Origin of the sequence: Comamonas sp. wu1-DMT (assembly GCF_040187805.1) — a bacterium.
GTDB lineage: Bacteria > Pseudomonadota > Gammaproteobacteria > Burkholderiales > Burkholderiaceae_C > Comamonas > Comamonas thiooxydans.
This window is the reverse complement of record NZ_JBANEM010000002.1, coordinates 236,211-256,394: the sequence shown is the minus strand read 5'-3', so window position 1 is coordinate 256,394 and position 20,184 is coordinate 236,211. Positions and strand designations below refer to the sequence as shown.

The following is a 20,184-nucleotide window of genomic DNA, read 5'->3' as shown; positions in this document are numbered from 1 at the left end:
GCTCTATTTTGAGGAGCATTGCAAGCCGCAGCCATCAACGCGGCCATGTTTGCAGCAGCACAGCCTGGGGCTGGCTTTTGGCCCTGCTCTTGCTGGCTCTGGTGCTGCTGTGGGCGTTGGGCTCGGGCCAGTTTGCGCTCGAGCCGGCACAACTGGTCGAAGCATTGTGGGCGCGGGCCACGGGGGCGGCTTCGCCGCTGCCGCCAGCGGCCGAAACCGTGCTCTGGAACATCAGGCTGCCGCGCATCGCAGCCGGCGTGGCGGTCGGTGCGATGCTGGCTGCAGCCGGTGCGGCCTACCAGGGCATGTTTCGCAACCCGCTGGTCTCGCCTGACATCCTGGGCGTTTCGGCCGGTGCCGGCCTGGGGGCCGTCGTCGCCATCTATCTGGGCCTGTCGATGTTTGCCGTGCAGTGGCTGGCCTTTGGCGGCGGACTGGTCGCAGTGGCCGTCGTAGTGGCTATCAGCGCCTGCGTACGCAGGCACGATCCGGTGCTGGTGTTGGTACTGGCCGGTATTGCACTGGGAGCCCTGCTGGGTGCCGGCATTGCCCTGATCAAGACCCTGGCCGACCCGAACACCCAGCTGCCGTCCATCACCTTCTGGCTCATGGGCGGCCTGTCGGCCGTGACGCTGCAGGAAGTGGCCGCCACGGCGCCCGTGATGCTGGCGGCCCTGCTGCCTTTGCTGCTGCTGCGCTGGCGTATCAATCTGCTGGCCCTGCCCGATGAGGAGGCACGGGCTCTGGGCGTGCCGGTCGGGCGGCTGCGCCTGGTGCTGGTGGTTTGCGCCACGCTGGGGACGGCGGCGGCCGTGTCGCTGGCCGGCATCATCGGTTGGGTCGGGCTGGTGGTGCCGCATGTGGCACGCCTGCTGGTCGGCCCCGATTTCGTGCGCCTGCTGCCGGCCTCGGCCCTGCTGGGCGCGGGCTTTGTCGTGGCGGCCGATACGCTGGCCCGCAGCATGGCGCGCATCGAGCTGCCGCTGGGCATTCTGACGGCCCTGGTCGGTGCACCGTTTTTTCTCTATCTGCTGGCCCGCACGGGCCGCCGCGAAGGAGATACCTGATGACGGTGCTGGACTTGCAGGGTCTGAGCACCGGCCATGGCCGCAGCGTGGTCAGCGAATCCGTGGATCTGTCGATTGCTACGGGCGAGGTGCTGTGTCTGCTCGGCCCCAACGGCTGCGGCAAGACCACGCTGTTTCGCACGGTGCTGGGCCTGCTGCCGCCGCTGGCGGGCCGGGTGCTGGTGGAGGGCCAGCCGGTACAGCACTGGCCGCGCGCGGAGTTCGCGCGCCGCGTCGGCTATGTGCCCCAGGCCCAGGCCGGGGTATTTGCCTTCGAGGCGCTGGACATGGTGCTCATGGGACGCGCCGCGCGCCTGCCCCTGCTGGCCAGGCCGTCCGGAGCGGACCGGGCCATGGCACTGGCCTGCATGGAGCGGCTGCAGATCTCCCATCTGGCCGCGCGCCGCTACACCGAGCTCAGTGGCGGCGAGCGGCAACTGGTGCTGATTGCACGCGCGCTGGCGCAGGAGCCGGCGCTGCTGGTCATGGACGAGCCCACGGCCAGCCTGGACTTCGGCAACCAGATCCGCGTGCTGGAGCAGATCGAGGCGCTGAGCGCACAGGGCATGGCCATGCTGTTGTCCACCCACCAGCCAGAGCACGGCTTGCGCGTGGCCAGCCGGATCGCTTTGCTGGGCCATGGTCGGCTGCTGGGCGTGGGCGAGCCGCGCGCCTTGGCCACGCCCGCAGCGCTGGCTGAACTCTATGGTGTCAGCGAAGCGGCGATTGCCGCCCATCTATCGGGCGGCCGCTGAAGCGCTCAGCGCAACGCGGCGCTGGAGGCAAAGAAGGCCGGATGCTCGCGGATGTCCTGGGCGGCCAGCCGCAGTTGCAGCGCCTGCTCGGGCAGGCGCTGCTGTATGCGCCGGGCCAGGGCTTGCAGCAGCGGCACGGCCCTGGCGGGAGCGCTGGGCAGTTGCTGCAGTCTCTGCAGCGCGCTGCGCACACCGCGCAAGCTGCTTTCGGACAGGAGTACATCCGCTTGCAGCTGGTGCAGGATCAGCACGGCCTTGCCCACACGCAGCGCGGCCAGACCGCAGTCGGCAGCATCCTGCACGGCAGGGGCGCTGACTTTTTCGGAGGCGCGCACCAGGCGCAGCAGGCGGTGGTAGAGGCGGGCGCGCCAGACGCGCACGTCGCGGGCGTGCACCGGGGCACAGGCCATGTCCTGCAGCTCATGAACCATCATGGCGCGCAGGCCGTTGAGCCTGCCTTGCGCGGTGACGGGCAGGATGAAGCGATAGGCGGCCCAGCCGGCCAGAGGGCCGGTGACGATGGCAAAAGCCATGGACAGCGAGTGGCCCACATCGAGCTGATAGGGGAAATGCGGCGACAGCGCCAGCAGGATCACCATATTGCAGTCAAAGCCGTACAGCGTGGTGCGGCGGTGGCTGAGCAGCAGGGCGCCAAGGAAGATGAAGGGCAGCATCATCAGCACCATCTGCAACTGGCTGTTGGCAAACGGCCAGGCAAACCACTGGCAGGCCAGCGCTACGCCCGCGCCCATGGCCTGGCCCAGAATCACAAAGCGCATGGTGAAGGCCGGGTTCTCGAACGAGGAGAACACGGTGATCATCACCGACAGGCCCAGCAGCATATAGGCGCCGCCATGCCAGCCCGTGACGACCCAGATCAGGCCGACCAGAAAAATGGAGCTGAAGGCCCGCAGCATGGCCCGGCGTGCGCCCACCCAGTCGCTGTGCAGGACCACGGGCAACTGGCGTGCGCGATGGTGGGCCGGCAGAGTCAGGTCGCTGGCAGCCACAAAGTGGGCCTGCAGGGCCAGGCCGATATTGCCCAGGATTTCCTCGGCATGACCCCAGCCTGCGGCGGCGTTGCGGGCCGTGGCAATGGCGTCGATGGCGGCCAGCGGTGCGGGCTGGGTTTCGAGCAGCATGGCAGCCTGCTCCAGTGCGGCCGTCATGGCCTGGGCGTGGTCGGGCGAGAACTCGGGAGTGATGGTCTTGCCCGTGCTGTCGCGCAGCCAGAGCAGGGCCGAGATCTGGGTATTGATCAGGCGACGCAGCGCCCGCACGGCGCGGCGTGAACGCTGCGAGCCCGCTGCATGCGGGTCAAGCCCTTCTTCGATGGCAGCCATCACGGCCAGTCGCTCGGCCAGGTCCCTGGGGCTGAGGGCGCTATGCCCGCTAGCCGTGGCCTGTGCCGCATCGGCGATATCGCGCAGCAGACGCGCGCAGAGTCGTCGTACCCTGCCGTCGCCGGGGACTTCAGCTCCCACGGGCGTGAACAGCCAGCCCACGACGAGGGCGGCAGCCACGCCGGTCAGTGCGGTGAACAAACGATCCCAGCCCAGTGCGTAGACATGGGCGGGGTTGCCGTTGTCCAGCAGGGCCACCATGGAGGCCGAATAGCCGGCCAGCATGGTGCCGTAGGAGGCAAAGCTGCGCTGCAGATTGCCCAGGCCCGCGCATATGCCTATCCACACCGCCAGCCCCGTGACCAGCCAGAGCAGATCGCCATTGGCCACCAGCACCAGCACCACGCCGGCGGCCGTGCCGACCAGCGTGCCCGTGGTACGGAAAAAGCTTTTCTCCAACAATTGACCGCGCAGCGGCTGGGAAGCGGCCCAGACTGTCATGCCCGCCCATTGCGGATGTTCCAGCCCCAGGGCCCAGGCGGCGAACACGGCAATACAGGCTGCAAAAGCCGTGCGCAGATGCTGGCGCAGGCGGGCGCTGTCAAAGCCCCATCGCGTGGCGCTCTCCAGCATGCGGTCGTAGGCAGCCACGCTCATGCGCGCTCCTCGGTGCCGGGTTGGGCCTGGGCCTGGGCCTGGGCCTGGGCCGAGTGCTGCTCGTGCATCTGCTCGATACGGGCGCGAATCTTGTTGACGCCATCCAGCATGGCCTCGACCTCGGAGTCCTGCAGGTCTTGCAGCAGACTGAGCTCGGCCTCCAGCATGGTGGCGCGGATGCTGTCCACGGCGCTATTGCCTTCGGCTGTGAGAAAGATGCGCTTGCTGCGGCGGTCGGCCGCATCGGCGCGGCGCTCCACCCAGCCCTTGCCTTCGAGAATGTCCAGCAGGCGCACCAGGCTGGAGCCGTCCAGGCCCACGCGCTCGGCCAGTTCCTTTTGCGTCACGCCGTCGCCCCAGGCGCGCAGGTGCAGCAGCGGCGTCCAGGTGGCGTCGGTCAGGCCGCTGGCGGCCAGCTGTTCTTCGACAAAACGCCGCCATTGGCGGGTCAGGGTGACCATGAGAAAGCCCAGGCGGTCGCGGGAGGGAGCATCGGCAAAAGACATGGATGAAATTTTGATGCTTTTGCAATTAATTTGCAATTCAAACTAATTGAGTCTGCATTGATATATAGGGTATTCCCTTGATATCGTGCAGCATAAAAAAAAGAGAGCGACGAGCGCTCTCTTTCAAAGGGTTTCAGACCTGTAGATGTTCTAGTTCTAATCCGGTCAGGCACAAGCCGCTATCAAAACAGTGTGGGAATCCAGAGGTTCAGTACCAGGCCGGCGACCAGCAGCCAGGCGAACAGAGCCAGGGCCAGAATCAGCGGCCGGGTGCCGGCAGCACGCACGGCGCGGATATGGGTGGTCAGGCCCAGAGCGGCCATGGCCAATGCCAGCAGCGCGTTGTCGAGTTGAATGCCGACGCTGACCGCTTCCTTGGGAAGCACGCCCAGGGAGTTGACGCCGGCCATGGCCACGAAGCCCACGGCAAACCAGGGGATGGTGATCCGGTTGCCGGGCTGGCCGTCGTTCACGCCCAGGGCCCGTTCGCTGCGTGTCAGCCACATGGACAGCACCAGCAGGAAGGGAGCCAGCATCATCACGCGCACCATCTTGGCGATCACGGCCGTATCGGCGGCCTGGCTGCCTATGGCTTCGCCGGCGGCCACGACCTGGGCCACCTCATGCACAGTGGAGCCGACGAAAACGCCGTACTGCTGCATGCTGGTGTCTATCCAGCCGTACTCGGCATTCCAGTGGAACAGCGCCGGGTAGAGGAAAGTGCCTATGGTGCCGAACACCACCACGGTGGCCACGGCCACGGCCACGTCCTCGGCACGGCCCTTGACCACGGGTTCGGTGGCCAGCACGGCGGCAGCGCCGCAGATGGAGGCGCCTGCCCCCACCAGCATGGTGGTGCGCTTGTCCATGCCCAGCAGCTTCTGGCCTATCCACTGTGCCAGCAAAAAGGTGCTGGACAGCACCAGCGCATCGATCACCACGCCGGCCATGCCGACCTGGCCGATGTCCTGGAAGGTCAGGCGCAGACCATAGAGCACGATGCCGGTGCGCAGCAGACGGGCCTTGGTGAAGGCGATGCCGCTGGCACACTGGCTGGCGATGGCAGGATAGATGGTGTTGCCGATCAGCAGACCGATGATGATGGCCAGCGTCAGCGCGCTCAGGCCGTTGTTCTTGATGGCCGGAAACTGCGCGGCCCAGGTGGCCACGGCAGCGATGGCGCCTGCCAGCAGCAGGCCGGGAACCATTCCGCCGGTTTTGTGCATCCAGCCTTGCGAGGGTGCGGAGTTTTTCAGTGTTGTAGTGTTCATCGTGACCTTTCGCAGCAGGCAAGACAACAGGTCTGATTGCCGGCATGGAGGTCACTTTAGATTTCTTTGTTATATTTGTATAACTAATAGTTTTTGTAAGATCAACCTATAAAGCAGGTAGATTGGGCTTTCTGGCGCCTGCAATTTGACTCAATCATTGACTGGATGAGCCGGTGCTGGCGAGGCCGGGCTGCCCGTTTTCTGCGGGTAGGCAGGGGCTGCTGGCGAGCCTGTTGTCATCGATACGAATCTACGAATCATCCTCATGCTGCATCTCACCTTGCGTCAATTCGAGATCTTTTGTGCCGTGGCTCAAAGCGGGACCACGGTGGCTGCCGCAGAGGCCGTAGCGCTTTCGCAGTCCGCCACCAGTGCCGCGCTGCAGCAGCTGGAGCAAGGCCTGGGCGTGCAGCTGTTCGAGCGCGTGGGCAAGCGCCTGGTACTCAACGATGCGGGTCGCGCGCTGCTGCCCCAGGCCCTGAGCGTGCTGGAGCAGGCAAGAGGCATAGAGCAGACGTTTTCCGCGCGTGCGGCCAATATGCCGGTGCGCCTGCGCGTGGCGGCCAGCACCACCATCGGCACCTATGCGCTGCCCGAGGTGTTGGCGCGGCTGGCACGCTCGCATCCGCTGGTGCGCGTGGACCTGCAGATTGCCAACACCCAGGAAGTGGGAGAAGCCGTGCTGGCCATGGAGGTCGACATGGGCCTGATCGAGGGCAGCAGCCACTGGCAGGGGCTGGAGGTCGAGCCCTGGCTGCGCGACGAACTGGTCATCGTGGCATCGCCACAGGACCCGCTGGCCGAGCAGGCGCGCAGCAAGCCGCTGGGCGTGGCAGCGCTGCGCAAGGCGGCATGGTTGCTGCGCGAGGCGGGTTCTGGCACGCGCGAGATGGTCGAGCATGCGCTGCTGCCGCATCTGCACCAGTTGCCTGCGGCTGCCACGCTGGGCAGCTCCGAGGCCATTGCACGTTGTGTCGAGCAGGGGCTGGGCATCAGCTGTCTGTCGCGCGTGCTGGTGCAGTCACAGCTGCAGGCTCGTGCGCTGGAGATTCTGCCCACCACCTTGCCGCGCATGTGGCGCAACTTCTCTCTGGTGCAGCGCGCCGGAAAGCGCCGCTCGCCCGCGCTGCAGGCCTTTGTCGATGCCTGCAAGGCCGGCGAGCCGTCCACAGCCCAAGCGCCAAACACGCTGTAGCGCTTGAATGACAGTCGCAGGCAGCTATGGTTTTCTTGACAATGATTTTGCTTGCGGCGCCGGTTTTTGCCCCTATATTGGATAGACAAGTCGGGCGCGGGTTGCGCAGCGCCGGCTTTCACAAGCAGGGAGGAACACCATGAAAACCATCGATGAAATGCTGCACCTGGACCTGCTCACCCATGAACAGCATCTGCAGATCAGCCACTGGATCGACGATGCGCAGTCCCCCGAGGCCATTTTGCAGATGCCTGCCGGACTCTGGCAGGCCGTGGAGCGCGCCAGCCAGGCCATGGGCGTGAACGAGGATTTGCTGCGCCCGCCGGCGCTGGACGCGGGCGGCCTGACTTTCAGTCAGTAAGTCGCCGGGCTGGGTCTCAGTCAAAACTACCTCAAACGCAGGCTGCACAAGCGCAGCCTGCTCTGATTTCTATTTCAACGGGATAGCCGTGCCCTGGGGCACGGCCACGGCGGTGACGCTGTTCTGCGGAGAGCCCTCGATCACCCGGTCCGAGTAGGTCATATAGATCAGGGCGTTGCGCTTGGCATCCACCATGCGCACCACACGAAGGCGCTTGAACAGCAGCGAGGTGCGCTCGGTAAACACTTCTTCCTGCTGCCTGAGCGGCGCGGGGAACTGGATATTGCCCGTGGCCTGGCAGGAGATAGACGCTTCCGAGCGATCCTCGGCCAGGCCCAGGCCGCCCTTGATGCCGCCGGTCTTGGCGCGCGAGACATAGCAGGTCACGCCCGGCACCTTGGGGTCGTCATAGGCATCGACCACGATCTTGTGATCCGGACCAATCCACTTGAAGACGGTATCCACGGCGCCGATCTGCTCGGCATGGCTCATGCCGACAAAGGCCATGGTTCCTACGGTGGCGGTCGCAATGGCCAGAGCGGCGGAGAGCAATTTCATGGTGGTGCGCATACGGTGAATTAAGGGTTAACCCTTGTCTTTTGACAGGGCATTGTGTCCCGGGCAAGGGATTGGCAGCCGGCCTTAGGACAATACCGGCTGCTGCAGAGCTTTCTGTATTGCATCACGGTTTGTCCCTGCCTGCTGGCGGGCACCGGCAGCTGAGACGCTGCCACAGGCATGACACAGCGCATGCCGGACTTGCTAACTCCCTCTTTGATCTGCGACGGCCCCCAGGGCGGTGGCTCCATGCAAGCGCCGCATCCACCGGATGTGGCTGTTATCTATGTCGGTTAACGTTTCCGCGCCCGGTCTGAGCGCTTCCTCCCTGTTGCTGATGGCACTGGCCTGCGGCCTGTGCGCGGGCGGCAATTATTTCAACCAGCCGCTGCTGCACTCGATTGCCGGTCATTTCTCGGTCAGCGAGTCGGCGGCCGCGACCAGCGTGACGCTGGCCCAGGTGGCCTATGCGGCAGGTCTTTTGCTGCTGGCCCCGCTGGGCGACAAGCTGCAGCGCCGCGGCCTGGCCGTGAGCCTGATGTTGCTGGCTGCCCTGGGGCAGGCGCTATGCGGCCTGGCGGACCAGTTCGATCTGTTTCTGCTGGGCACGCTGATGGCCGGTCTGTTCTCGGTTGCAGCCCAGGTGCTGGTGCCCATGGCGGCGGCCCTGGCCCAGCCGGGGCAAAGCGGGCGGGCCGTGGGTTGGGTCATGAGCGGTCTGCTGCTGGGCATCTTGCTGGCGCGCAGCGTGGCCGGCATGGTCTCGGAGGCCTGGGGCTGGCAGGCCGTCTACCAGGGCGCTGCGCTGGTGATGGCCGTGGTCGCGCTGTGGCTGTGGAAGGCGCTGCCGGCATCGCGCAACCCCAGTCCTGTCAGTTATCCACAGGTGCTGAGAAGCATGTGGCATCTGCTGCGCAGTCAGCCGGGTCTGCGCCAGCGTACCCTGGTCAGCGCGCTTGCGTTCGCCTCGGTCAGCGTGCTGTTCTCGACCATGGCGCTGCAGCTCTCCAGCGGTCCCCTGGGCCTGGATGACGGGCAGATAGGCTTGATCGGTCTGGCTGGCGCGGCCGGTGCCTTGGTGGCCACGCAGGCCGGGCGTCTGGTGGACAAGGGCCTGGGCCGCGTGAGCTGCGCCATCGGGGCGCTGGCCCTGCTGCTGTCCTGGCCGTTGCTATGGGTGGGCGGAGCGCATCTGGGCTGGTTCGTGCTGGGCATGGTGGTGATCGATCTGGGCCTGCAATGCCTGAACATCACCAACCAGGCCACGGTGGCCCAGCTCCTGCCCGCGGCGCGCGGCCGCATGAATGCCGTCTACATGACGGGCTATTTCACGGGCGCGGCGGCGGGCTCGGCGCTGGGGACTCTCGCCTGGCGCATCAATGGCTGGCAGGGTGCCTGCGCCCTGGGCCTGGCCCTGGCGCTGCTGGCCTGCCTGGGCACTTTCAGAATGCGCAAGACCCACGGGCTTATGGCCGCTTAAAGATCCCAGCGCAGGGAGGCGCTAAAGCTTCTCTGCGGATAGGGATGGAAGTTCCAGTACCTGGCATTGTTGGCGTTGTCTATGCCGAAGGCTGCCGATAGCTGCCTGTCGATCTGATAGCGGGCCCGCAGATCGACGCTGAAATACTGGCTGGCACCCATATAGGTGTCGGCATGTACATCGCTGTTGTCGAGATTCGAGTACTGGCGTCCGCTGTAGCGCGCGGCCACCGTCAGGGCCCAGCGTTCATCGGGCTTGTAGGTGGCCCAGGCCGTGGCGCGCCAGCGTGGCACGCGCGGCTGCCATTTGCCGACGCTGGCCGGATTGGCGGCATTGGCCGTGATGCGCGAATTGGCCCAGGTCAGGCTGCCGCCCAGGTCCAGCCCCCGAATCCACACCGACTGCGCCGAGTAAGCCAGCTCCAGCCCCGAGGTACGAACCTGATCCACGTTCTGCACCGCAGAGATGGTGGTGCCGGGAATCAGCTGGCTGTAGAGCGCATCGCGCGTGCGCTCGTGGAACCAGGTTGCGCGCAGCAGGCCGTTACCCAGGTCTTGCTCGGCCGTCAGCTCGCCCGTCCAGGATTTTTCGGGTTTCAGATTCGGGTCATTGATGAAGGACAGCGCGCCGCCCGAAGTCGCGCCATACAGCTCGCCCACGGTGGGAAAGCGCACGGCACGGCCCAGCGAGGCCTTGAGCGTGGTGTTGCGGGCCAGCTGGTAGGCCAGCGCGGCCTTGGGCGAGAAATGCGATTCGCTGCGCTGGGCGTAACTCAACTGGCTGCTGGCCGTGGCGGTGCGGCCCTGGCTGGCCGTCCAGTCCTCCCAGCGCAGACCCAGCACGGCCTTCCAGTCCCTGGCCAGCTGCCAGCTGTCCTGTGCCCAGGCATAGTGGGTCTCGGCTCTGCCGCCGACCTGGCTGACGACAGCCTGCTCGTTGGCCGGGCCGGACTGCCAGTCGCCCAGCACGTTGTATTTGCTGATGTTGAGCTTGTAGGCATCGCGGCCCAGGCCGAAGTCCACGATATGTGCGCCTTTCATTCCCTGCGGCCGCCATGTGCCCTTGGCGGCCAGCGTGTTCCAGCCCGTGCCGTCCTGATCCTGCAGCGTGCCCTTGCCGCCCAGACTGGCAGCCGGCTGGGCCACGGTGGGAACACGCTGCTGATCCTTGCCGTAGTCATAGAGGCTGGCGCTGAGCTCCCAGTCGAACTCGCCCTGGGTATGGCTTTTGAGCGAGACGCCATGCATGGTGTGTGTCTGCTGGTCCTGGCTCAGGCCGAAGGCGGTGTCGGCCAGCTTGTAGGTCTTGCCGTCGATATTGATGTTGCCGCTATAGACCGGCTGGCCGTCGGGCCCGCGCAGATAGGTCTCGGAGCTGCCTCTGGCGCTGTTTTGCCACCAGCCCAGCGTGTAGCTGGCGCGCAGCGTGGGCGTGATGTCATAGGCCAGCTTGATCTTGGCGTGATCCTGCCGGGTGCGGTACTGCGTGCCCGCGCCCAGGATGTACCAGGGCTGGTTGGTGGTGTTGAGCCCGGCAATCGCCCCGGTCACGGGCGTGCCGGCACCGCCCGCCACGCCGGCGGACTGCAGCACGGTGGGGAAGGTCATGGGCTGGCCCTGGCTGTCGCTGCGGCTCAGATTGATCCAGTACGACCAGTCGCCGCTTCTGCTGCCGATGGAGGCGCTGGTATTCCAGCTGCGGTAATGGCCGCTGCTGCCCAGCACGTCGGCACTCTGGTGGGCATAGCCGGCGGCCACATGGGCTTCGAGCTTGTCGGGCATGCGCGTCACATAGTCCACCACGGCGCCGGCGGAATTGCCGGGGTAGGCGGCCGAGAACGGGCCGTACATGACATCGACGCGTTCGATCTCCTCGGGCGTCACCAGGCCCCAGCGCGGCGCATAGTTGCTGCCGTTGGCAATGCCATTGCCCAGATAGTTGGACAGCAGAATGCCGTCGGCATAGACGGCCGAGCGCGCGCTATTGCCCGTGCCCGAGGCCCGCGTGGAGAGGATGGCGTGGTTGTAGTCGCCGATATAGCGCTTGCGCACCAGCAGGCTGGGCAGATATTTGAGCGCGTCCTCGCTGTCGGTGGCATTGATGCGGGTCTCTATCTCCTCGCGCGTGATGCCTTCGATGGTGGTCGGAATCTGCGTGGGCAGCGAGCTGGGCTGGCCGCCGTTGACGGTGACCACGCCCAGGGTCTTGGAGCGCTCAGGCAGGTCGGCGGAATCGGTCGAGGTCTGGGCCAGGCACGGCCATGCGATACCACTGACCACCAGCGGCAGAAAAATCTGTTTCATGAATGCTTACCTTGGGACGTGGTCGTCCCTATGAATCTGATAGCGGCCGGCGCAGATCGGAACTGCGCTAGAGCCCGAAATGGTTCAAAGGTAAGCGGGGGGCGGCCCGCGCGCAGGCAGGGGGGCTGCGGTGAGTGAGGCAATGCGCGCCCGCTCCACGGGCTGCAGCGCATGCCACAGCGGCGACTCGGTAGGCGGCGGCAGCTGCAGCGCGGGCGGAGGCGGTGCTGCATGGGGCAGGCACATGGGGCAATCGAGGTGGCCCGCACCCAGGGCACTGCCGCCGTCTTCGCCCTTGACGATCAGCTTGACCGCGCCGGTGCTGGTGCAGATCAGCTCAAACCCCTGAGACTGGATCAGCGGCGCGGCTGCCGCCACCCCCATGGACAGTGCCATCCATGCCAGCACGCACCGGCCCAGCAGGCAGGTGGCAATGCGGCGAAGCTGTTGCAAGGTCATGGGTGGGCGGTGCTGATATGCGTCCGCATCATACGTCGTCCGCCGCCTCAGAGCATGCGTGAAAACCGCCGCGCAAGCCCTGCCGCAGGTGCAAAGTGCTGTGACTTCAAATACAGAACCCGGCGCAAGGCCGGGTCGGTATGGAGGTGCCGAGGGTTCATGCACGGCTCCTGGGCTGGAATATAGGCACTCGCTCAAGCGAGAGATGGCAAGCAAGAGCCTGGCCGGCCGCGCCGCCTCGCGGCGAGGCCGTCGTCCCCCTCAGGGGGAAGGCGCGTCAGCGCCTCAGGGGGTCACTGTCCATTCACATGCTTGCGCAGATGCTCCAGAGCTTCTTCCACCTGATCCACCAGCACCAGGCACAGGTCGCCGGGCTGCAGGCGCGCCAGGGCATGGTCGATGGCAAGGAACTCGCCATGGATCTCTGTGCTGTAGCTGGTGCGCGGAGCGCCTTCCAGGCCCTTTTTCAGCAGGGCCAGCACTTCTCCATCCACGCGGCCACGCTGGCAGGCATCTTGATAGAGCACCACATCATCGAACACCTTGCCCAGGATCTGGGTCTGTTCGGTGATGTCCTGGTCGCGGCGATCGCCGGCGCCCGAGATCACCACGCTGCGGCGTTTGGCGGGCATGGCTTCCACGGCCTGCGACAGCGCGCGGATGGCGTCGGGGTTGTGGCCGTAGTCGGCAATGATGGTGGCGCCCTTGTAATCCATCACATTGAAGCGGGCAGGGGCGTTGTCGCTGTCATTGAGGAAGCCTGCCAGACCGCGACGGATGGTCTGCCAGGGCAGGCCTGCGGCCCATGCGGCGCCGATGGAGGCCATGACGTTTTCCACCTGGAAGGTGATGGTGCCGTTACGGGTCAGCGGAATGTCGCGCAGCGCGATGCTCTCGCGCCAGGAACCTTCTGCGGCCACGATGGCGTCGCCATCGACATAGACCACGCGGCTGCCCTGGGCACGGTGCGTGGCCATGACGGGGTGGTGGCGGTCGGCGGCAAAGAAGATGACCTTGCCGGGGCAGACATGGGCCATGGCCGCGACCAGTGGATCGGCGGCATTGAGCACGGCATAGCCCGTGGAAGCCACGTTCTGCACGATGACGCGCTTGAGAACGCTGACATCTTCCTTGGTGGTGATGAAGTTCAGGCCCAGGTGGTCGCCTTCGCCCACATTGGTGACCACGGCGACCTGGCAGCGGTCAAAGCCCAGGCCTTCACGCAAGATGCCGCCGCGTGCGCATTCCAGCACGGCCGCATCGGTCTCGGGGTGGGCCAGGGCGTTGCGCGCACTCTTGGGGCCCGAGCAGTCGCCGCTGTCGATCTGGCGGCCGTTGACGTACACGCCATCGGTGTTGGTCATGGCAGTGCGCCAGCCATGCGAGGTGAACAGGTGAGCGATCACGCGCGTGGTCGTGGTCTTGCCGTTGGTGCCGGTGACGGCGACCAGGGGGATGCGGCCGTCGTCGCCGGGCGCGAACAGCTCGTCCACCATGGGCACGCCCACATTGCGGGGACGGCCGAAGGAGGGCGCCAGGTGCATGCGCAGGCCGGGGGCGGCGTTGACTTCCACGATGCCGCCACTTTGCTCTTCCAGAGGCTTGAGCATGGTTTCGCAGACCACGTCCACGCCGCAGATATGCAGGCCTATGGTCTGTGCGGCCTCGATGGCGCGCGCGGCGATTTCGGGATGCACATCATCGGTCACATCGGTAGCGCTGCCGCCGGTGGACAGATTGGCGTTGTTGCGCAGCACCACGCGCTGGCCCTGGGCGGGCACGCTGTCAGGCGTCAGGCCTTCGCTGGCGATGCGGGCGATGGCGATATCGTCCAGCCGCACCTTGGTCAGTGCCGTGCCGTGGCCGGAGCCGCGGCGCGGGTCCTGGTTGACGATGTTCACCAGCTCGCGGATGGTGTGCTGGCCGTCGCCCAGCACCTGGGGAGGCTCGCGGCGGGCGGCAGCGACCAGCTGGCCGCCGACGACCAGCATGCGGAAGTCATGGCCGGGCAAAAAGCGCTCGACGAGGATCTCGTCGCCAAATTCGCTGGCGGTCTTGTAAGCGGCCTCCAGGCCTTCGCGGGTGGTGATGTTCACCACCACGCCCTTGCCCTGGTTGCCGTCCTGGGGTTTGACCACCACGGGCAGACCCACTTCCTGGGCCACGGCCCAGGCGTCTTCCACGTCGGTGACGGGACGGCCCATGGGCACGGGCACGCCGGCTGCATGCAGCAGGCGCTTGGTCAGATCCTTGTCCTGCGCAATGGATTCGGCCACGGCACTGGTGGAGTCGATCTCGGCGGCCTGGAAGCGGCGCGCACGCGAACCCCAGCCCAGCTGCACCAGCGAACCGGTGGTCAGGCGACGGAAGGGAATGCCGCGTGCCACGGCGGCATCGACGATGGCGCCGGTCGAGGGGCCGATGCGGTCGTCCTCGTCCAGCTCGCGCAGCTCGGCAATCGTGGCGTCGGCGTCAAAGGGCGTGTCGTTCAATGCCGCCTGAATCAGGGCTTCGGCACGCTCCATGGCCAGCTTGCCCACGGATTCTTCGGTGTACTCGACCACCACCTGGAAGGTGCCGTGCTCCACGGTCTCGTGGGTGCGGCTGAAGGTGACGGGGCAGCCAGCCTGGGCCTGCAGCGACAGGGCGGCAACCTCCAGCACATGGGCCAGCGACAGGCGCTGGTCTGCGCCATGCGGCTGCAGCGTACCGATGGTGGGGAAACGCGCGCGCAGCTTTTCTTCAAAGCCGGGCATGGCGGTGTACAGCAGCTCGCTGTCTTCGCAGTGCACGATGGCTTCGATGGCTGTGCTGCGGGTCCAGAGGTTGGGGCCGCGCAAGGCTCGGTTGCGAGTGATCTGCATAGTGTTTCTTTCAGCTGAATTTCAAGCTTTTTCTTGGTCTGACGCTTGTGAGGAAAGCGTCAGCAGCTATATCTGTTGAAGCGTTTTATGGGGCAATCAAGCCTGGTATTCAAAGGTCTTGATGCCGGCGCCGATCAGCTCGGGTGTGATGTCCAGCGCCCAGGCGGAGGCAATCGCAGCCAGCAGCGCGCTGGTGTCGGGGCGCTTGCCGCCGGCCAGGGACAGCGCTTCCAGCGTGCCCAGCACACGTTCCTGCGTGCCGGTGGCCAGCACCACGTTGTTGCCCTTGAGGAAGACGGCGCGGCCGCCTTCATGACGGGCTTCGGTGTTGGCGCGGTGGGCGGCGACAAATTCATTGTCGGCGCCGGTGGCGTACAGAATGACTTCGCCGTCGCAGAGCTCGGCCAGATCGGCCACTTCGGGCAGGTCGGCGTTGAGCACGCCCGCGCCTTCGTCCAGTACCACGTCGATCTGGGTGCGCATCACGCGGCGCATCTGGCCGGGCTCCAGCACATCGTGATCGGCCAGTTGCTCGTAGCCGTCCATGTCGGTGACCACGCCGACCAGGCAGCGGTCATAGGCCAGGCCTTCTTCCAGAATGGAACGGGCCGTGGTCTGGATGACGGCGGCTTCGGCCAGACGGTTGGTCAGCAGACGATGGGCTCCGGCCCAGTTGGCGGTATTGGTCTTTTGCGTATGGCGATTGGCGAGGAACATGCCTTCGCTGCTGGCCACGCCGGTCAGCTTGCCCGACAGCTGCAGCAGCCAGCCGACCAGGCGCGAAATGAAGGCGTTGTTGCGTGTGCCCACAATGCCGACCACGGGGATGCGACCGGCGCCGGCACCGTCTTCGCGGGGGAAGAGATGGTCGGCAATCGCCATGCCCACGGGGCGCGGTGCGCCGCTGGTGGGCTTGAGGTGCATCAACAGGCCGGGGCCGGCGTTGACTTCCAGAATTGCTCCCTGGCCTTGCATGGGCTTGGAGACATCCTTGAGGATCATGTCCATGCCGGCAATGTCCAGGCCGACGATCTTGGCGGCCAGCACGGCGTAGTAAGCCACGTCGGGGTGCACGTCGTCCAGGCAGTCAATGGCCATATTGCCGTTGCGCTGCAGCAGCACGCCCTGACCCTGGGGAATCACGCTGTCGGGCGTCACATGCTGGCGATTGAGTTCCAGCTTGACGGCACCGGCTTCCAGATTGATCCAGTCCAGCGGGTATTCCTGCTCGGGGCCGCGGCGTGGGTCCTGGTTCAGCACTTCCACCAGCTCACGCAGCGTGGCATTGCCATTGCCGTAGACGGAAACCGTCTCGCCCTTGGTCGCTGCCACCACCTTGCCGCCCACGACCAGCAGGCGGTGCTCCACGCCGTCGATGAATTTTTCGACGATCACGTCCGAGCCTTCGGGCTGGGCCAGTGCAAACGCGGCCTTGATGTCTGCTTCCTTGGACAGCTCCAGGGTCACGCCACGGGCATGGTTGCCGTCCGAGGGCTTGACGGTCACGGGAAAGCCGATGTCCTGCGCCACTTCCCAGGCTTCTTCGGGCGATGCCACGATCTGGCCTTCGGGCACGGGCACGCCGCAGGCGGCCAGCAGGCGCTTGGTGAAGTCCTTGTCCTGGGCAATGCCTTCGGCGATGGCGCTGGTCTGGTCGGACTCTGCGGTCCAGATGCGGCGCTGTGCCGCGCCATAACCGAGCTGCACCAGGTTGCCGTCGTTGAGGCGGATATGGGGAATGCGGCGCTCGCTGGCGGCATCGACGATGCAGCCGGTCGAGGGGCCCAGGTAGCGGTCGTTGATGGCCGTCTTGATGGCATGCACGGCGGGCTTGAGGTCGAACGGCTCGTCATTGATGGCCGCCATCAGCAGCTTGTGCCCATATTCCAGAGCCACGCGGGCCACGGCCTCTTCGGGGCAGCGGAACACCATGCGGTACACGCCGCGCCTGGAAATTTCGCGGGTCTGACCGAATTCTGCGGGCATGCCGGCCAGGTTCAGCAGCTCGATGATGACATGCTCCATCACATGACCCATCCAGGTGCCGCCTTCCAGGCGCTGGATGAAGCCGCCGCGCTCGCCGACGCCGCAGGTGTGCTCGATCAGATCGGGCAGCCAGCTGGTCAGGCGCTCGTTGAGGCCGGGGATCTTGTTGGACGGATAGTCTTCCAGCTCTCCCAGATCCAGCCAGACCTCCAGTACCGGGCGGTAGGTCCAGACACTGGGGCCACGCAGGAAAGTTGTGCGCAAGAGTTGGATGTCGTTGAATTTCGCCATGTTGATCAGCGGATAGGAATGAGGAGAGCAGGTTTTCTTAAACTCCTGCCCCTGATAGGTTGGCATTGTGCGCCCAGAATCTGCATTGTGAAGCTTGTCAGCCTAAATGCAGGTTCGCGCGTTAACCAGGATATATCGGACGTCAGGCGCAGCCATATTCACCATGCCGATGCGGTTGCCCGCATGACTCTTGGAGCCGCCATCGGCGGAGAAAAATAACTCAACATGCAACATCACCATACTGTGGACGCCTCGGCAGTCTTTGCCGGCCCCCTGGGGGGCGAGCTGCGAGCAAGACTCGCTGAACATGAAAACGTATTAGCCGTCGTCCCGGTTGACCTGAGTGCGGATTTGCAGTTCGGCAGCGGCCTTCTGGCCCTGACCCAGGAGCGTCTGCTGGCCTGCGATCCCAAGACCCAGCAGTGGCGTGAATGGGCCCTGGCGGTAGATCAAAGCCTGCGCCTGCAGGATCATGGCGGTGTGGGCAACCTGGAACTGCATGACAGGAGCGCGCGTCTTGCACAGTGGCTGATCACGCTGAAGCATCAGACCTCCATGCTGCAGCTGATGCAGCAGTTCGACCGCCAGCGCGAGCGCATCGCCCGTCAGGAGGCCTATAGCGCGGTCAGCGATGAGGATGTCCCGCATTGCCCGGTCTGCCACTCGGTGCTGCCGCCCGATACCGAGGAATGCCCGGCCTGCGCACGCCAGCAGGCGCCCCAGACCTCCACCTGGGTGCTGCTGCGCCTGTGGCGTTTTGCCAAACCTTATCAGGGCCAGCTGCTGCTGGGCTTCTTGCTGACCCTGGCCACGACGGCGGCCCAATTGGTGGCTCCTTATCTGACCATCCCGCTGATGGACAAGATACTGATTCCGTTCCAGAACGGTGAAAAAATCGACCGGGATCTGGTTTTCTTCTATCTGGGCATGCTGCTGCTGTCGGCGCTGCTTGCCTGGGCATTGGGCTGGGCACGTACTTTCGTGCTGGCCAAGGTGTCCGAGCGCATAGGCTCCAATCTGCGCACCACCACCTACAACCACTTGCTGAACCTGTCGGTGGATTACTACGGCAGCAAGCGCACGGGGGATCTGATGGCGCGTATCGGTGCCGAAACCGATCGCATCAATCTGTTTCTGTCGCTCAACGCACTTGATTTTGCAACCGATGTGCTGATGATCGTGATGACATCGGCCATCCTGTTCTCCATCAACCCCTGGCTGGCGCTGGTCACGCTGGTGCCGCTGCCCTTCATCGCCTGGATGATCCACACCGTGCGCGACCGCCTGCGCACGGGCTTCGAGAAGATAGACCGCGTCTGGTCCGAGGTGACCAATGTGCTGGCCGACACCATTCCCGGCATCCGCGTGGTCAAGGCCTTCGCACAGGAAAAGCGTGAAGCCGACCGCTTTGCCGACGCCAATCTGATCAATCTCCAGGCCAACGACAAGGTCAACAAGACCTGGTCGCTGTTCACCCCCACGGTGACGCTGCTGACCGAGGTCGGCATTCTGGTGGTCTGGGGCTTCGGCATCTATCTGGTGGCCGGCGGCTCCATCACGGTCGGTGTGCTGACCGCCTTCATCGCCTATATCGGCCGTTTCTATACCCGCCTGGATTCGATGAGCCGCATTGTCTCGGTCACGCAGAAGGCTGCTGCCGGTGCCAAGCGCATCTTCGACATCCTCGACCATGTCAGCAATGTGCCCGAGCCCAGCAACCCCGTGAAGCTGCCCGGCAAGGCCAAGGGTGCCATCACCATGGAGGATGTGGGCTTTCGCTACGGCAGCCGTGCCGTCATCAAGCATCTGAACCTGGAGATCAAGCCCGGCGAGATGATCGGACTGGTCGGCCACAGCGGCTCGGGCAAGAGCACCCTGGTCAATCTGATCTGCCGTTTCTACGACGTCTCCGAGGGCTCCATCCAGCTCGACGGCGTGGACGTGCGCCGCATGTCCGTGTCCGACTACCGCAGCAATATCGGCCTGGTGCTGCAGGAGCCCTTCCTGTTCTTCGGTACGATTGCCGAGAACATCGCCTACGGCAAGCCCGATGCCACGCGCGAGGAAATCGTGGCCGCGGCGCGTGCCGCCCATGCCCACGAGTTCATCCTGCGCCTGCCCCACGGCTATGACTCCCTGGTCGGCGAGCGCGGCCAGGGCCTGTCGGGTGGCGAGCGCCAGCGTATCTCCATCGCGCGTGCGCTGCTGATCGATCCGCGCATCCTTATCCTCGACGAAGCCACCTCGGCCGTGGATACCGAGACCGAAAAGGAGATCCAGAAGGCGCTGGACAATCTGGTCCAGGGGCGCACCACGATCGCCATTGCCCACCGCCTGTCCACCTTGCGCAAGGCCGACCGTCTGGTGGTCATGGATCGTGGCGAAATCGTCGAAGTCGGCCCGCACGACGAGCTGATGGATCTCAAGGGCCATTACTTCCGTCTCTACGACGCCCAGGCACGCCGTGCCGAAGAGGATGCGCAAGCGGCCGGCCTCAAGCTGCAGACCAAGGAAACACAATGATCGAAGCTCCCCAATCCAATCTGAGCGGTATGCAGCTGGAGCGCAACGCCCATGGCCGTCTGGTGCTGACCCTGGGCAACGGTCTGGTCTACGAAGCCGTCGTTCCCGTGCGTGCATTTCCGATTGCCGCGCCTGCCGAAGGGCTGTCGCTGATCGCCGCCGATGGCAAGGAAGCGCTGTGGGTGGCCCGCATGGCCGACCTGCAGCCCGAGCATCGTCAGCTGATCGAGCAGGACCTGGCAGTGCGGGAGTTCGTGCCGACCATAGAGCGCATTCTCAAGGTCTCGAGTTTTTCCACCCCCAGCACCTGGGAGCTGCAGACGGATCGCGGCCTGACGCAGATGGTGCTCAAGGCCGAGGAAGACATTCGCAAGCTGGCCGGGCGCACCCGACTGCAGATCACGGGCCAGGATGGCGTGCAATATCGGATTCCCGACAGCAGCAAGCTGGACCGGCATTCGCGCAAGCTGCTGGAGCGCTTTCTGTAAGCCGCGCAGCGCGACTATTTCAAGGGCCTCGCATAATCGCGAGGCCCTTTTTTGTATCAAATTGCGCAGTGGCGCTT

15 protein-coding genes are annotated in these 20,184 nt (G+C 65.2%); 7 read left to right on the top strand and 8 right to left on the bottom strand.

What is annotated here, in order from left to right:
* Positions 1-8 precede the first annotated feature (8 nt).
* Complete coding sequence (locus V8Z78_RS05295; RefSeq protein WP_280031410.1) at positions 9-1,067, top strand: FecCD family ABC transporter permease; 1,059 nt, start codon at positions 9-11, stop codon at positions 1,065-1,067.
* Entirely contained in the window at positions 1,067-1,822 is a 756-nt protein-coding gene (locus V8Z78_RS05290) for an ABC transporter ATP-binding protein (RefSeq protein WP_314351742.1), read from the top strand. The genes V8Z78_RS05295 and V8Z78_RS05290 overlap by 1 nt, the downstream gene beginning before the upstream one ends.
* A gap of 5 nt (positions 1,823-1,827) precedes the next feature.
* Here the strand turns inward: V8Z78_RS05290 and V8Z78_RS05285 are convergent, their stop codons facing one another.
* The 3 genes from V8Z78_RS05285 to V8Z78_RS05275 all read right to left on the bottom strand — a co-directional run bounded on the left by V8Z78_RS05285 (position 1,828) and on the right by V8Z78_RS05275 (position 5,599).
* Positions 1,828-3,822 carry an FUSC family protein gene (locus V8Z78_RS05285; protein ID WP_314351740.1) on the bottom strand — a complete coding sequence of 665 codons (1,995 nt, stop codon included), beginning with the start codon at positions 3,820-3,822 and terminating at the stop codon, positions 1,828-1,830.
* On the bottom strand, positions 3,819-4,328 hold the full coding sequence (locus V8Z78_RS05280) for a MarR family winged helix-turn-helix transcriptional regulator (RefSeq protein ID WP_349731028.1): 510 nt from the start codon (positions 4,326-4,328) through the stop codon (positions 3,819-3,821). Before V8Z78_RS05280 ends, V8Z78_RS05285 begins: the two co-directional genes overlap by 4 nt.
* Before the next feature lie 182 nt (positions 4,329-4,510).
* Positions 4,511-5,599, bottom strand: a complete 1,089-nt coding sequence (locus V8Z78_RS05275; RefSeq protein ID WP_314351738.1) for a YeiH family protein — start codon at positions 5,597-5,599, stop codon at positions 4,511-4,513.
* A gap of 265 nt (positions 5,600-5,864) precedes the next feature.
* Between V8Z78_RS05275 and V8Z78_RS05270 the strand changes: the two genes are divergently transcribed.
* A complete protein-coding gene (locus tag V8Z78_RS05270) occupies positions 5,865-6,794 on the top strand; it encodes a LysR family transcriptional regulator (RefSeq protein ID WP_314351737.1) in 930 nt (309 codons plus the stop codon).
* 139 nt (positions 6,795-6,933) lie between these two features.
* Positions 6,934-7,155: a hypothetical protein gene (locus V8Z78_RS05265; protein ID WP_003058848.1), complete on the top strand. Its 222-nt coding sequence runs from the start codon at positions 6,934-6,936 to the stop codon at positions 7,153-7,155.
* Positions 7,156-7,224: 69 nt separating this feature from the next.
* On the opposite strand, the gene V8Z78_RS05260 is transcribed toward V8Z78_RS05265, so the two are convergent.
* Positions 7,225-7,725: a CreA family protein gene (locus V8Z78_RS05260; protein WP_229228052.1), complete on the bottom strand. Its 501-nt coding sequence runs from the start codon at positions 7,723-7,725 to the stop codon at positions 7,225-7,227.
* 274 nt (positions 7,726-7,999) lie between these two features.
* Between V8Z78_RS05260 and V8Z78_RS05255 the strand changes: the two genes are divergently transcribed.
* Positions 8,000-9,193 carry an MFS transporter gene (locus V8Z78_RS05255; RefSeq protein WP_046461026.1) on the top strand — a complete coding sequence of 398 codons (1,194 nt, stop codon included), beginning with the start codon at positions 8,000-8,002 and terminating at the stop codon, positions 9,191-9,193.
* Here V8Z78_RS05255 and V8Z78_RS05250 read toward each other — a convergent pair.
* The 4 genes from V8Z78_RS05250 to V8Z78_RS05235 form a co-directional block, all read right to left on the bottom strand.
* Positions 9,190-11,496, bottom strand: coding sequence for a TonB-dependent receptor (locus V8Z78_RS05250; protein WP_349731027.1), 2,307 nt, complete (start codon positions 11,494-11,496; stop codon positions 9,190-9,192). The genes V8Z78_RS05255 and V8Z78_RS05250 overlap by 4 nt on opposite strands.
* An 84-nt stretch (positions 11,497-11,580) precedes the next feature.
* The gene (locus tag V8Z78_RS05245) at positions 11,581-11,955 is read right to left on the bottom strand and encodes a DUF2946 family protein (RefSeq protein WP_003061869.1); all 375 of its coding nucleotides are present in this window, start codon (positions 11,953-11,955) and stop codon (positions 11,581-11,583) included.
* A gap of 293 nt (positions 11,956-12,248) precedes the next feature.
* A complete protein-coding gene (cphA, locus tag V8Z78_RS05240) occupies positions 12,249-14,819 on the bottom strand; it encodes a cyanophycin synthetase (protein ID WP_003061870.1) in 2,571 nt (856 codons plus the stop codon).
* A 96-nt stretch (positions 14,820-14,915) separates the two neighbouring features.
* The gene (locus V8Z78_RS05235; RefSeq protein ID WP_034409253.1) at positions 14,916-17,096 is read right to left on the bottom strand and encodes a cyanophycin synthetase; all 2,181 of its coding nucleotides are present in this window, start codon (positions 17,094-17,096) and stop codon (positions 14,916-14,918) included.
* A gap of 225 nt (positions 17,097-17,321) precedes the next feature.
* On the opposite strand from V8Z78_RS05235, the gene V8Z78_RS05230 reads away from it, so the two are divergent.
* Together V8Z78_RS05230 and V8Z78_RS05225 are read left to right on the top strand one after the other, a co-directional pair.
* The gene (locus tag V8Z78_RS05230) at positions 17,322-19,619 is read left to right on the top strand and encodes a cyanophycin metabolism-associated ABC transporter (protein ID WP_034361307.1); all 2,298 of its coding nucleotides are present in this window, start codon (positions 17,322-17,324) and stop codon (positions 19,617-19,619) included.
* On the top strand, positions 19,616-20,107 hold the full coding sequence (locus V8Z78_RS05225) for a cyanophycin metabolism-associated DUF1854 family protein (RefSeq protein WP_003061886.1): 492 nt from the start codon (positions 19,616-19,618) through the stop codon (positions 20,105-20,107). The genes V8Z78_RS05230 and V8Z78_RS05225 overlap by 4 nt, the downstream gene beginning before the upstream one ends.
* The last annotated feature ends 77 nt before the right edge of the window (positions 20,108-20,184 follow it).

Coding starts and splice junctions, on each gene's coding strand:
- V8Z78_RS05250 (WP_349731027.1), bottom strand. CDS start 11,496: ATGAAACAGATTTTTCTGCCGCTGGTGGTCAGTGGTATCGCATGGCCG.
- V8Z78_RS05290 (WP_314351742.1), top strand. CDS start 1,067: ATGACGGTGCTGGACTTGCAGGGTCTGAGCACCGGCCATGGCCGCAGC.
- V8Z78_RS05230 (WP_034361307.1), top strand. CDS start 17,322: ATGCAACATCACCATACTGTGGACGCCTCGGCAGTCTTTGCCGGCCCC.
- V8Z78_RS05280 (WP_349731028.1), bottom strand. CDS start 4,328: ATGTCTTTTGCCGATGCTCCCTCCCGCGACCGCCTGGGCTTTCTCATG.
- V8Z78_RS05245 (WP_003061869.1), bottom strand. CDS start 11,955: ATGACCTTGCAACAGCTTCGCCGCATTGCCACCTGCCTGCTGGGCCGG.
- V8Z78_RS05285 (WP_314351740.1), bottom strand. CDS start 3,822: ATGAGCGTGGCTGCCTACGACCGCATGCTGGAGAGCGCCACGCGATGG.
- V8Z78_RS05225 (WP_003061886.1), top strand. CDS start 19,616: ATGATCGAAGCTCCCCAATCCAATCTGAGCGGTATGCAGCTGGAGCGC.
- V8Z78_RS05260 (WP_229228052.1), bottom strand. CDS start 7,725: ATGCGCACCACCATGAAATTGCTCTCCGCCGCTCTGGCCATTGCGACC.
- V8Z78_RS05270 (WP_314351737.1), top strand. CDS start 5,865: ATGCTGCATCTCACCTTGCGTCAATTCGAGATCTTTTGTGCCGTGGCT.
- V8Z78_RS05275 (WP_314351738.1), bottom strand. CDS start 5,599: ATGAACACTACAACACTGAAAAACTCCGCACCCTCGCAAGGCTGGATG.
- V8Z78_RS05265 (WP_003058848.1), top strand. CDS start 6,934: ATGAAAACCATCGATGAAATGCTGCACCTGGACCTGCTCACCCATGAA.
- V8Z78_RS05255 (WP_046461026.1), top strand. CDS start 8,000: ATGTCGGTTAACGTTTCCGCGCCCGGTCTGAGCGCTTCCTCCCTGTTG.
- V8Z78_RS05235 (WP_034409253.1), bottom strand. CDS start 17,096: ATGGCGAAATTCAACGACATCCAACTCTTGCGCACAACTTTCCTGCGT.
- cphA (WP_003061870.1), bottom strand. CDS start 14,819: ATGCAGATCACTCGCAACCGAGCCTTGCGCGGCCCCAACCTCTGGACC.